The following is a 13178-nucleotide window of genomic DNA, read 5'->3' on the forward strand; positions in this document are numbered from 1 at the left end:
AAGAAATGGAATTCGGAGCAGTTCTGCAGTGCAACCCGCCCGCCGCCCGAACCGTGGCGCTCGCCAAGAAGGCCGAGGAACACGGGTTCGACTACGTCTGGACGTTTGACTCCCACATCCTGTGGCAGGAACCGTACGTTATTTACAGCCAAATCCTGGCCGAAACCCAAAACATCAAGGTGGGGCCCATGGTCACCAACCCCGCCACCCGGGACTGGACCGTCACCGCGTCCACTTACGCCACGCTGAACGCGATGTACGGCAACCGCACGGTGTGCGGCATCGGCCGCGGCGACTCGGCGCTGCGGGTGAGCAACAACGCGCCCACCACGCTGAAAACGCTGCGCGAATCCATCCACGTCATCCGCGAGCTGGCGAACTCCCGCTCGGTGGAATACAACGGCGCCACGCTCCAGTTCCCGTGGAGCAAGGGCTCGGAGCTGGAAATGTGGGTGGCCGCCTACGGTCCGCTGGCGCTGAAGCTGACCGGGGAAGTCGGCGACGGCTTCATCCTGCAGCTGGCCGACGTGGACATCGCCGAGTGGATGATCGCCACCGTGCGGTCAGCAGCCGCAGCTGCAGGACGCGATCCCATGGCGATCAAATTCTGCGTGGCCGCACCCATGTATATAGGGGACGACTGGGAGCACATGCGCGAGCAGTGCCGCTGGTTCGGCGGCATGGTGGGCAACCACATCGCTGACATCGTCGCCAAGTACGGTGCCGACGCCGCAGTGCCGCAGGCGCTCACCGACTACATTGCCGGCCGGGAGGGCTACGACTACAACGAACACGGCCGGGCCGGCAACACCCATGCCGCCTTCGTGCCGGACGAGATTGTTGACCGGTTCTGCCTGATGGGCACGGCCGAACAGCACATCGAAAAGCTCGAAAAGCTTAAGGCCCTGGGCGTAACCCAGTTTGCCGGCTACCTCCAGCACGACAACAAGGAGGAAACTCTGCGGGTCTACGGCGAGAGCATCATCCCGGCAATGCGCGAGAACGTGAGCGCGACGGCATGACCCGCACCGGAACCGGGACACCGCCGGCGGCGCGGATTGGCTGGGCCGCCGGCGGTGTGCTGGTTCCGGTACTTCTCTGGGAGGCGTACAAATTCGCCGGTCCGGAAAACGGCGTGAGCGTGATGGGCCTGCCGCTCCTTCCCCGGACCACTGACCTGGCCATGCCTCATGTTTGGACCATGCTCGTGCGGCTGGCGGAACCGGCGACGTCGGCCGCGGGGGCGCCGCCCCTGTGGACAGCAGTGTTGCAGGCAGCGGCCTTCACCCTGGGCATCGCGGCGGTGGGCTGGTTCATCGGAGTCGCCGTGGGCATGGGACTGGCGGTGGTCATGCAGCGCTTCCGCTCCGCCGGCTCCGCACTGCTGCCCTGGATCATCCTGAGCCAGACCGTCCCGCTGATTGCGATTGCCCCGCTGGTCCGCCGCTGGGGCTCCCAGCTCGAGATCGGCTCCTTCACCTGGGAGAACTGGATGTCGGTGGCCGTCATCGCCTCCTATCTGGCCTTCTTCCCGGTCGCCATCGGCGCCCTGCGGGGGTTCTCCTCTCCGCAGGCCAGCCATCTGGACCTGATGCACAGCTATTCGGTGGGCTGGTGGCGCAGCTTCCTGTTCCTCCGGCTTCCGGCCAGCATTCCCTTCCTGCTGCCGGCGCTGCGCCTGGCGGCGGCAAATGCCGTGATCGGCGCCGTCGTCGCGGAAGTATCGATCGGCCTGAAGGGCGGGATCGGCCGGATGATCGTGGAGTATGCCGCCGCGGCCGGCGGAGACCCGGGCAAACCCTGGGCGCCAATCTTCGGAGCCGTCCTGCTGGGCCTGGCAGCGGTCGCTGCCATCACGGTCCTGGGACTGTTCCTGCACCGCTACCGCAGAGGAGAACAAGCATCATGAGCGAATCAACCGAATCGGCAGTGCCGGAACCGGCGGTGGAAGTCCGCGACGTCCACCGGATCTTCGCCACCGGAAAGGGCTCCGTCACGGCACTGGAAGCGGCCAGCCTGACCGTGGCACCGGGCGAATTCGTGTCACTGATCGGACCCTCGGGCTGCGGCAAGAGCACTTTGCTGCGCCTGATCGCCGACCTTGACGAACCGAGCAGCGGAACGATCAGCGTTTTCGGCCGGACCGCCCGGCAGGCCCGCCGGGAGCAGGCCTACGGGATTTGCTTCCAGCAGGCCGGGCTGCTGCCCTGGCGGACCGTGCGGGCCAACATCGAACTGCCGCTGCAGCTGCACGGGGTCGCGGCGAAAGCCCGCAAGGACCGCGCCGAGGAACTCCTGGGCATGGTGGGGCTGTCCGAGTTCGCCGATTCCTTTCCGGATCAGCTCTCCGGCGGCATGCAGCAGCGCGTGGCCATCGCCCGGTCCCTGGCCGAAAGCCCGCGCCTGCTGCTGATGGATGAGCCGTTCGGCGCCCTGGATGAGATGACCCGCGAACGGATGCAGAACGAACTGGTGCGGATCTGCGCGGAGACCGGCGCCGCCGTCGTTTTCGTCACCCACTCCATCCCGGAAGCAGTGTTCCTCTCCGACCGGGTGTTCGTGATGTCGGCACGGCCGGGCCGGATCAAGGACGTGCTGCCGATGCGCCTCGGGGCGGCGGGGGAGCGCGGCGAGAACCTGCGCGAGGACACCGCGTTCTACGCGGCCATCACCGCGGTGCGCGAAGCCCTGCACGGCACGTCGGTGTCGGAGCTGCGCGGAGTTGAGACCCGGTGAGCACCGTGGGAACGTCGGCGCAGCCGACTGGAGCGTCGCCGACTGGAGCGGCGCCGGCACTGGCCGCCGCCACTTCGCCTGCCCTGCTCGCACGGGCGGTCGACGGCGGCCGACAGGCACTGCTGCCGGTGCTGCTGGGCGTCGCGGCGGTCCTGCTGTGGCAGGGCGCGGTGACCCTGTTCCAAGTGCCGCCGTTCGTGCTGCCCGGGCCGTTCGCCATAGCCGCGGCGTTTTTCGGCAACCTCGGCACTATTGTGTCGGCGTCCCTTGTGACCGGAGGCAATGCGGCGGTGGGACTGGTCGCCGGCGGGCTGCTGGGGGTGGTGGCCGCCGTGGTCGCCGCCTTCCTGCCAATCTTTGACCGGCTAACCGGACCGCTGGTGTCAGCGCTGTCGGTGGTGCCGATCGTGGCCGTGGCTCCGGTGCTTTATACGATGTTCGGCGCCGGCGAGGAGGCGCCGCGGCAGATCGTGGCCGGAATCGCCGTTTTTGTGCCGGTCTACGTGAATTCGCTGCGCGGCTTCCGGCAGGTCCTGCCCGTGCACCGTGACCTTATGCGCTCCTATGCCGCGGGCCGCTGGCAGGTCACCCGCGCCGTCACCCTCCCCAGCGCCGTCCCGTACATGTTCACCGGGCTGCGGATCGCATCCTCCCTGGCCGTGATCTCGGCGCTCATCGCCGAATACTTCGGCGGCCCCGTGGGCGGACTGGGCAAATCCATCACCTCGGCGGCCTCCGGCAGCAACTACACGCTGGCCTGGGCCTACGTGCTGGGCGCCGTCGTCGTCGGCCTGGTCTTCTTCTGCGCCACCGCGGCACTGGAGAAATACAGCTCCCGGCACTGACATCGCCGGTTTTCACTGCCGTCCCGTCCGGACGGTCTGCATTGATCTGCTCACACCCAAATGGAGGCTATGAAATGGCAAGTGGAAAACGTATCCGCACCGCCGCAGCGGCGGGAACCGCAGCAGTCCTGGTTTTGGCCGGCTGTGCCTCGGGCAGCGGTGCTGAGGAGGGGGAGTCCGCCGAAGAGCTGACGCCTGTGAAGCTGCAGCTGCAGTGGTTCTCGCAGGCGCAGTTCGCCGGTTATTACGCGGCCCTGGACCAAGGCTTTTTCGAAGACGAAGGCCTGGAGGTGGAAATCGTCGAGGGCGGAGCCGACATCGTGCCGCAGGATGTGCTGGCCTCGGGGGACGTGGATTATGCGATTTCCTGGGTGCCGAAGGTGCTGGGCTCCATTGAACAGGGCGCCAACATCACCAACGTGGCGCAGATCTTTGAGCGCAGCGCCACGCTGCAGGTCGCCATGGCCGACTCCGGAATCGACGGCCCGGAAGACCTCGCGGGAAAGAAAGTGGGGTCCTGGGGCTACGGCAATGAATGGGAGCTCTTCGCGGGCCTGCAGGACGCCGGAGTGGAGCCGGGCGACATTGACCTGATCCAGCAGGCCTTCGATATGAACGGCTTCCTGTCCGGAGACATTGATGCAGCCCAGGCCATGACGTACAACGAGTACGCGCAGGTGCTGGAGACCATCAACCCGGAGACCGGAGACCTGTTCCAGCCCGAGGACCTGACGGTCATTGACTGGAACGAAGAAGGGTCCGCCATGCTGCAGGACGCCATCTGGGCCGATGCCAGCCGGCTTGCCGATGACGCCGAATATCAGGAAACCACCACGGCATTCATCAAGGCAGCGATCAAGGGCTGGATCTACGCCAAGGATAATCCGGAGGAAGCGGCCGCGATCGTGACCGAATCCGGATCCACCCTGGGCCAGAGCCACCAGCTGTGGATGACGAACGAAACCAACAAGCTGATCTTTCCGTCCACCAACGGCGTCGGCATGATCGATGAACAGGCGTGGAAGCAGACCGTGGAGATTGCCATGGGAACGCAGAACGAAACGGGAGCAACCATCCTGACCACCGAGCCGCCGGAAACGGCCTACACCAACGAGTACGTGGAGAAGGCGCTGGCGGAATTGGAAGCCGACGGCGTGGACACCAAGGGCGCGGATTACGAGCCGATCGATGTGACGCTGGCCGAGGGCGGCAACTAGCGGCCGGCGGTCCCATTCCGAACCCGGAAGCTAAGACCCACAGCGCCGATAGGACTGCATCCGGGAGGATGTGGGAGGGTAGGCCGCCGCCGGACAATATGCACGGTTGAAAGACACCGGTGGTTCAGAGAGTAAGGCCCCGCCGGGTTTGGCGGGGCCTTACTTGTGTAACCCGGCGTCCTTGTTTAGCCAGGCCGGCCCCCTTCCGGGCCCGTCCACCCCGTTCCCGGGCCCTGGTTCCCTGTGCCCCGAGATGGCAGAAACTGCACGTTTGGGGCCTGGGAAAAGCACTTCCTGCCATCTCGCGGGAGAGGGGAGGTTTGTATGAAGGTCCCCTCTATAAGGACTTCATGCCGGCTGGTTGCTGGTTGGATACCCGAGGCATGGTGCCCCCACGTCACCGGTGGAAGTGATTATCTGAGCCCTTGCGGCTAACCGGGTCCGTCCCCTATGCCTCCTCGACCCGTCACTGTAGTCTCCCGGGTCACGGTGCTGCTCATGAATCACAGTGGCTACCGGAGCTCACAGATTTATCGACCGGAGACGGGATCCCCTTATGAGTGTGCAAGGCAGAGCGGGCCACGCTGTTGGAGCGGGGCAAAAGCAACAAAGAACAAGGCGGCAGATCACCAGAGCCTCATTGGGCGTCATCGCGGGATTGTTCATGATGATTGTTCCGCTGGCGGTGCCTGCCCACGGTGTTTTCAACGGGGAGTCACCGGGCGACGAGGTTCCGGTGGGTGCTGTCGAGGTCACCATGACCGGCACTGGGCAGGGAAGTGCCGTAACTGGGGGCCTTCCGCCGGTGGGTGCCGCTTTCGATCCGACCACCGGGTACCCCGCGGATGTTCCCGAGGGGTATGAAACCGACAACCCGTCTTTCGCCGGCGTGATCACGACCGTGGACCTTGAGGGAAATACCCAGCAGATGTACTGCATCGATATCAGGACTTCCACCTATGCAGGGCTTGGATATGAGGGAGGAACTTGGAGTGAATCCAATGTGCCGAACATTGGATATGTGAACCGCGTCCTGAACAGCTACTATCCGGAGCAGCCGGGACTTCCCGCCGGAGCGCCGTCCGACGACGTTCGTGCTGCTGCTGTACAAGCGGCCGTGTGGTTCTTCAGTGACGGCTTCGTGCTGCAAGACACCGACCCGGTCCGCCCGTTCACGCTGGCCATTGTGCAGGCCGTCCTGCTCGCCGGGCCCCTCGCCGAACCGCCGGCCCCGGATGTCTACATTGAACCGCCGGTCGCTGCCGGGCCGGTCGACGGTGTCACGGGGCCCTTTACGGTGACTGCCGCGGAGGGTGCCGAGTTGACTGTGTCAGTTCCGGAAGGTTACACGCTCTATACGGATGCTGCCGGTACTGTGCCGGTAACCAACCCGGTGGGCTCCGGAATCCAGGTGTGGGTGCGCAGCACCGCCCAAACGACCGATCCCGTGGTGATCAATGCCAGGGCGGTCGTGCCAGTAGAGACGGGCAACGTTTACCTCTACGCGGGTAACAACCCTGACGTCGCCACCGCGCAGAAGCTGATCCTTGCTGCCGACGCCGAAGTGGATTCCACTGCTGAGGCCACAGCGGAATTTTTCATTGCCGGAGACCTGGCGGTGACCAAGACCTTTGCCGGTGCAGCTGTCGGACAGCAGCAAGCCATTAGCCTCACTGTTGATTGTGGGCCGGCAGGGCAGTATCTGATTGAGATACCGGCAGGAGCTGCCGCCGCCGTCTCCGAAACAATCACCGGTCTCCCGGTGGGGACCGTTTGCTCGGTGACTGAATCAACTACCGGTTCGACATCGGCAGTGACGGTAACCGCGACGCTTCCCGACCCTGTAGAAATAGGCGAGGGTGAGAACACCTTAACCGTCATGAACACGGTGGAATACAACCCGGGAAGCCTTCTGATCACAAAGACGATCAGCGGCTCGGGAGCGGGGCTCCAAGACGACATCCTGATCCACGTTCAATGTGGTGACGGCATCCTGGACGAAACGATCATCCTGCCCGCGGGCACTGCTTCCGGGGAGTACACGCAGCTGTACGAGAACCTCCCGGCGGGGACCCCATGCCGGATCTCCGAGCCGACATCGGGCGCCAATGAGGACGTAACCGTCGAATCCTTCTTCACTGGCGACGTCTCTATCATCGCCGGCGAGGTTCAGGTCACTGGGGTTACCAACGCTTTCGCTCCTGTTCCCTACACCGAGCGGTTGCCCAAGACCGGATCTGCCAGCACGGCAAGTCTCGCGCTGGCAGGAGGAGGAGCCCTGGTAGTGGGCACCCTGCTGGTGATGGGCTCGACGCGCCGGCGCCGAAAGTAGGCACCGCAGGACCGCAGATTGCACTTTCCTAACGACGGCGGGGCCGGCTCCTTGAGGGCCGGCCCCGCCGGCTTACCCAGCCTCTTGAAACCGGCCGCGGAGGCTCCCGGGGTCGATTTGCGGGCCCGGCGAAACCTGTGTAGAGTCTTCTAAGTCGCCGCGGCCGGGAGTTGGAAAACTTCACGAGCATGGCGGCCACACCACACCAAAAACATCCTGGTGATCCATCCTGCGCTGAGAAGCCCGGGAGCGGAAAGCCGGGGATTTGGCGTGGGTTTCTCCGGACAAACGAAGCAGTCTTCGGAATATACCGAATTGCTAAAACAGTCCGGATGAAATAGAATAAAGAAACACTGCAGCGAAGAGAAAAGAAAGACATTGAATTGTTTTTCCGAGTATTTCGGATGCATCTGTTGTTTGAGAACTCAATAGTGTGCCAAGTTTATTGATACCAATTATTTTAATTGGTTGAACTGGTTCTTCCGCCCACCCCGTGGGTTGGGAGGACTTTTTTAGCTGGTTTCGAATTTAGTGCAGGACCGTGCAGCCAATTTTCCTTGGCTCCGGTGCTGTGTCTGTAACACATTTACGGAGAGTTTGATCCTGGCTCAGGATGAACGCTGGCGGCGTGCTTAACACATGCAAGTCGAACGATGACTTTTGTGCTTGCACAAAATGATTAGTGGCGAACGGGTGAGTAACACGTGAGTAACCTGCCCTTAACTTCGGGATAAGCCTGGGAAACCGGGTCTAATACCGGATACGACGGTCCACCGCATGGTGGTCCGTGGAAAGCTTGATGCGGTTTTGGATGGACTCGCGGCCTATCAGCTAGTTGGTTGGGGTAATGGCCCACCAAGGCGACGACGGGTAGCCGGCCTGAGAGGGTGACCGGCCACACTGGGACTGAGACACGGCCCAGACTCCTACGGGAGGCAGCAGTGGGGAATATTGCACAATGGGCGAAAGCCTGATGCAGCGACGCCGCGTGAGGGACGAAGGCCTTCGGGTTGTAAACCTCTTTCAGCAGGGAAGAAGCGAAAGTGACGGTACCTGCAGAAGAAGCGCCGGCTAACTACGTGCCAGCAGCCGCGGTAATACGTAGGGCGCAAGCGTTATCCGGAATTATTGGGCGTAAAGAGCTCGTAGGCGGTTTGTCGCGTCTGCTGTGAAAGCCCGGGGCTCAACCCCGGGTCTGCAGTGGGTACGGGCAGACTAGAGTGCAGTAGGGGAGACTGGAATTCCTGGTGTAGCGGTGAAATGCGCAGATATCAGGAGGAACACCGATGGCGAAGGCAGGTCTCTGGGCTGTAACTGACGCTGAGGAGCGAAAGCATGGGGAGCGAACAGGATTAGATACCCTGGTAGTCCATGCCGTAAACGTTGGGCACTAGGTGTGGGGGACATTCCACGTTTTCCGCGCCGTAGCTAACGCATTAAGTGCCCCGCCTGGGGAGTACGGCCGCAAGGCTAAAACTCAAAGGAATTGACGGGGGCCCGCACAAGCGGCGGAGCATGCGGATTAATTCGATGCAACGCGAAGAACCTTACCAAGGCTTGACATGAACCGGAAAAGCGTAGAAATACGCTCCCCACTTGTGGTCGGTTTACAGGTGGTGCATGGTTGTCGTCAGCTCGTGTCGTGAGATGTTGGGTTAAGTCCCGCAACGAGCGCAACCCTCGTTCTATGTTGCCAGCGCGTTATGGCGGGGACTCATAGGAGACTGCCGGGGTCAACTCGGAGGAAGGTGGGGACGACGTCAAATCATCATGCCCCTTATGTCTTGGGCTTCACGCATGCTACAATGGCCGGTACAAAGGGTTGCGATACTGTGAGGTGGAGCTAATCCCAAAAAGCCGGTCTCAGTTCGGATTGAGGTCTGCAACTCGACCTCATGAAGTTGGAGTCGCTAGTAATCGCAGATCAGCAACGCTGCGGTGAATACGTTCCCGGGCCTTGTACACACCGCCCGTCAAGTCACGAAAGTTGGTAACACCCGAAGCCGGTGGCCTAACCCCTTGTGGGAGGGAGCCGTCGAAGGTGGGACCGGCGATTGGGACTAAGTCGTAACAAGGTAGCCGTACCGGAAGGTGCGGCTGGATCACCTCCTTTCTAAGGAGCACCTCAGAGTTTTCCGTGTCCTTCCACAGTGTTGGAGGCGGGCTTTGCAGGAGATGCCCATCTCGGAGACATTCGTTCTCCGGTGGGTGCTCAAGGGTGGAATATCAATAAGCAGGTGCCCGGCGTTGAGCCTGGCAGTCTAGTACGCCGTGCGTGCCTTCCTTGCGGAGGCGCTGTCCCGGTTGGAAACCGCTGCCGGTCTTCAAGTACCGGGTTTTTCCGTTTGGCACACTGTTGGGTCCTGAGACAACAGGACCGAAGAATTTCAAGCCTTCTTGAAGGGTTGGAAGGGACACGGTTTCGTGTTGTTTCTGATTGTTCCTGCGCAGGTCCAAGACCGTCCACGGTGAATACGTGGTGGTGGCGGGGTGTGACGGGGTTGTTGTTTGAGAACTACATAGTGGACGCGAGCATCTTAAAATTATTAAGTGCAATTTCAGATAAACCTGGTGCTCCGGGTCATGCCCTTGCGGTGTGGTCCGGTGTTGTCATGGTTTTCTCGATAGCAGGAAATATTTATTGATCTTTGTGGTCAAGTTTTTAAGGGCACACGGTGGATGCCTTGGCATCAGGAGCCGAAGAAGGACGTAGGAATCTGCGATAAGCCTGGGGGAGTTGATAACCGAGCGTTGATCCCAGGATGTCCGAATGGGGAAACCCCGCCCGGCGCGCGAGTGACCGGGTGACCCGCATCTGAACACATAGGGTGCGTGGAGGGAACGTGGGGAAGTGAAACATCTCAGTACCCACAGGAAGAGAAAACAACAGTGATTCCGTTAGTAGTGGCGAGCGAACGCGGAAGAGGCTAAACCAGTGGTGTGTGATAGCCGGCGGGCGTTGCATCACTGGGGTTGCGGGACTTTCCGTACCGATTCTGCCGGATCGGTGAAGTGAGTGCAGATGCATAGGTGAACTGGTTTGAAAGCCAGGCCGTAGAGGGTGTTAGCCCCGTAACCGGAATGTATGCTGCCGCTTGGAGAGGATCCCAAGTAGCACGGGGCCCGAGAAATCCCGTGCGAATCTGCCAGGACCACCTGGTAAGCCTAAATACTCCCTGATGACCGATAGCGGACAAGTACCGTGAGGGAAAGGTGAAAAGTACCCCGGGAGGGGAGTGAAACAGTACCTGAAACCGTGTGCCTACAATCCGTTGGAGCAGGGCGATGCCACTTGTGGTGTCGTGCTTGTGACAGCGTGCCTTTTGAAGAATGAGCCTGCGAGTTAGTGTTACGTCGCGAGGTTAACCCGTGAGGGGAAGCCGTAGCGAAAGCGAGTCTGAACAGGGCGATGCAGTGGCGTGATCTAGACCCGAAGCGGAGTGATCTACCCATGGCCAGGTTGAAGCGCGTGTAAGAGCGCGTGGAGGACCGAACCCACTTCAGTTGAAAATGGAGGGGATGAGCTGTGGGTAGGGGTGAAAGGCCAATCAAACTCCGTGATAGCTGGTTCTCCCCGAAATGCATTTAGGTGCAGCGTTGCGTGTTTCTTACCGGAGGTAGAGCTACTGGATGGCTAATGGGCCCTACAAGGTTACTGACGTCAGCCAAACTCCGAATGCCGGTAAGTGAGAGCGCAGCAGTGAGACTGTGGGGGATAAGCTTCATAGTCGAGAGGGAAACAGCCCAGACCACCAACTAAGGCCCCTAAGCGTGTGCTAAGTGGGAAAGGATGTGGAGTTGCGAAGACAACCAGGAGGTTGGCTTAGAAGCAGCCATCCTTGAAAGAGTGCGTAATAGCTCACTGGTCAAGTGATTCCGCGCCGACAATGTAGCGGGGCTCAAGTACACCGCCGAAGTTGTGGCATTCAAATATTAGCCAAGCGGATGGTTTATCCATTTTCGTTCAAGCGTTTGGATGGGTAGGGGAGCGTCGTGTGGGCAGTGAAGTCGCGGTGTAAACCAGCGGTGGAGCCTACACGAGTGAGAATGCAGGCATGAGTAGCGAAAGACGGGTGAGAAACCCGTCCGCCGAATGATCAAGGGTTCCAGGGTCAAGCTAATCTGCCCTGGGTAAGTCGGGACCTAAGGCGAGGCCGACAGGCGTAGTCGATGGACAACGGGTTGATATTCCCGTACCGGCGAAAAACCGCCAATACCAAGCGGGGGACACTAACCGCCCAATACCTGACCGGCCGCCCTTGTGGCGACCCGGTTTTTGGTGGAGCGCGGGACCTGATCCTGGGAGGTAAGCGTATTAACAGGTGTGACGCAGGAAGGTAGCCGGGCCGGGCGATGGTTGTCCTGGTCTAAGGATGTAGGGTCAGCGATAGGTAAATCCGTTGCTGTGTCTTTGATGACGATACCTGAGATCTGATGGGACCCACTTTGGTGGGAATCCGGTGATCCTATGCTGCCTAGAAAAGCATCGGCGCGAGGTTTTAGCCGCCCGTACCCCAAACCGACACAGGTGATCAGGTAGAGAATACTAAGGCGATCGAGAGAATTATGGTTAAGGAACTCGGCAAAATGCCCCCGTAACTTCGGGAGAAGGGGGGCCCCAACCTTGATGGACACTTGCTGTCCGGAGGGGATCGGGGCCGCAGAGACCAGGGGGAAGCGACTGTTTACTAAAAACACAGGTCCGTGCGAAGTCGCAAGACGATGTATACGGACTGACTCCTGCCCGGTGCTGGAAGGTTAAGAGGACCGGTTAGCCCTTACGGGCGAAGCTGGGAATTTAAGCCCCAGTAAACGGCGGTGGTAACTATAACCATCCTAAGGTAGCGAAATTCCTTGTCGGGTAAGTTCCGACCTGCACGAATGGAGTAACGACTTCCCCGCTGTCTCAACCATAAACTCGGCGAAATTGCAGTACGAGTAAAGATGCTCGTTACGCGCAGCAGGACGGAAAGACCCCGAGACCTTTACTATAGTTTGGTATTGATATTCGGTGTGGCTTGTGTAGGATAGGTGGGAGACTGTGAGACCCGGACGCCAGTTCGGGTGGAGTCATCGTTGAAATACCACTCTGGTCATACTGGATATCTAACTTCGGCCCGTAATCCGGGTCAGGGACAGTGCCTGATGGGTAGTTTAACTGGGGCGGTTGCCTCCTAAAGAGTAACGGAGGCGCCCAAAGGTTCCCTCAGCCTGGTTGGCAATCAGGTGGCGAGTGTAAGTGCACAAGGGAGCTTGACTGTGAGAGAGACATCTCAAGCAGGGACGAAAGTCGGGACTAGTGATCCGGCGGTACATTGTGGAATGGCCGTCGCTCAACGGATAAAAGGTACCTCGGGGATAACAGGCTGATCTTGCCCAAGAGTCCATATCGACGGCATGGTTTGGCACCTCGATGTCGGCTCGTCGCATCCTGGGGCTGGAGTAGGTCCCAAGGGTTGGGCTGTTCGCCCATTAAAGCGGTACGCGAGCTGGGTTTAGAACGTCGTGAGACAGTTCGGTCCCTATCCGCTGCGCGCGCAGGAAATTTGAGAAGGGCTGTCCTTAGTACGAGAGGACCGGGACGGACGAACCTCTGGTGTGTCAGTTGTACTGCCAAGTGCACCGCTGATTAGCTACGTTCGGATGGGATAACCGCTGAAAGCATCTAAGCGGGAAGCCCGCTTCGAGATGAGATTTCCATACACCTTGTGTGTGAGAGGCCCCCAGCCAGACCACTGGGTTGATAGGCCGGATGTGGAAGCGGGGACTAAAGACCCGTGAAGCTGACCGGTACTAATAGGCCGATAACTTACACCACACCACAATCTGGGAGAACACGACTTCAAACGGTTCTCCAAAGTATAAAGGGTTGTGTTGATCATGCTGCTTGCGTCCACTATGTGGTTCCCGGATAACAAACCCGTGTGGTTTGTCACCCGTGGAACCGGCACCGCCACACCCTTTATTCGGGGTGGGTGCCGTATAATTACAGTTATAACTTCGCTATTGCAACACATTCTTTTTGATGGTGTGTTGTGTTGTGACCAT

6 protein-coding genes and 3 rRNA genes are annotated in these 13178 nt (G+C 60.3%); all 9 read left to right on the forward strand.

Annotated elements, in window-relative coordinates; genetic code table 11:
* The first annotated feature begins 5 nt into the window (after positions 1 to 5).
* The 9 genes from QNO08_RS02670 (at position 6) to QNO08_RS02705 (ending at position 12948) form a co-directional block, all read left to right on the forward strand.
* On the forward strand, positions 6 to 1022 hold the full coding sequence (locus QNO08_RS02670; RefSeq protein WP_229968230.1) for a TIGR03842 family LLM class F420-dependent oxidoreductase: 1017 nt from the start codon (positions 6 to 8) through the stop codon (positions 1020 to 1022).
* Complete coding sequence (locus tag QNO08_RS02675; RefSeq protein ID WP_229968232.1) at positions 1019 to 1909, forward strand: ABC transporter permease; 891 nt, start codon at positions 1019 to 1021, stop codon at positions 1907 to 1909. The genes QNO08_RS02670 and QNO08_RS02675 overlap by 4 nt, the downstream gene beginning before the upstream one ends.
* Complete coding sequence (locus QNO08_RS02680) at positions 1906 to 2736, forward strand: ABC transporter ATP-binding protein (RefSeq protein ID WP_229968234.1); 831 nt, start codon at positions 1906 to 1908, stop codon at positions 2734 to 2736. The genes QNO08_RS02675 and QNO08_RS02680 overlap by 4 nt, the downstream gene beginning before the upstream one ends.
* A complete protein-coding gene (locus QNO08_RS02685) occupies positions 2733 to 3581 on the forward strand; it encodes an ABC transporter permease (RefSeq protein ID WP_229968236.1) in 849 nt (282 codons plus the stop codon). Before QNO08_RS02680 ends, QNO08_RS02685 begins: the two co-directional genes overlap by 4 nt.
* A gap of 74 nt (positions 3582 to 3655) precedes the next feature.
* A complete protein-coding gene (locus tag QNO08_RS02690; protein WP_229968238.1) occupies positions 3656 to 4798 on the forward strand; it encodes an ABC transporter substrate-binding protein in 1143 nt (380 codons plus the stop codon).
* Positions 4784 to 4893 (forward strand): 5S ribosomal RNA (rrf, locus tag QNO08_RS17475). Before QNO08_RS02690 ends, rrf begins: the two co-directional genes overlap by 15 nt.
* Before the next feature lie 569 nt (positions 4894 to 5462).
* On the forward strand, positions 5463 to 7130 hold the full coding sequence (locus QNO08_RS02695) for a DUF5979 domain-containing protein (RefSeq protein WP_229968240.1): 1668 nt from the start codon (positions 5463 to 5465) through the stop codon (positions 7128 to 7130).
* Positions 7131 to 7715: 585 nt separating this feature from the next.
* Positions 7716 to 9243: ribosomal RNA gene (locus QNO08_RS02700) — 16S ribosomal RNA — on the forward strand.
* 539 nt (positions 9244 to 9782) lie between these two features.
* Positions 9783 to 12948: ribosomal RNA gene (locus QNO08_RS02705) — 23S ribosomal RNA — on the forward strand.
* Together the 16S and 23S rRNA genes form the textbook arrangement of a ribosomal RNA operon.
* Positions 12949 to 13178: the final 230 nt, after the last annotated feature.

Source organism: Arthrobacter sp. zg-Y820 (assembly GCF_030142155.1).
Lineage (GTDB): Bacteria > Actinomycetota > Actinomycetes > Actinomycetales > Micrococcaceae > Arthrobacter_B.

Bases quoted from the DNA above. Each gene is read 5' to 3' on its own strand.
- QNO08_RS02675 (WP_229968232.1), top strand. From the start codon at position 1,019: ATGACCCGCACCGGAACCGGGACACCGCCGGCGGCGCGGATTGGCTGG.
- QNO08_RS02695 (WP_229968240.1), top strand. From the start codon at position 5,463: ATGATGATTGTTCCGCTGGCGGTGCCTGCCCACGGTGTTTTCAACGGG.
- QNO08_RS02670 (WP_229968230.1), top strand. From the start codon at position 6: ATGGAATTCGGAGCAGTTCTGCAGTGCAACCCGCCCGCCGCCCGAACC.
- QNO08_RS02690 (WP_229968238.1), top strand. From the start codon at position 3,656: ATGGCAAGTGGAAAACGTATCCGCACCGCCGCAGCGGCGGGAACCGCA.
- QNO08_RS02680 (WP_229968234.1), top strand. From the start codon at position 1,906: ATGAGCGAATCAACCGAATCGGCAGTGCCGGAACCGGCGGTGGAAGTC.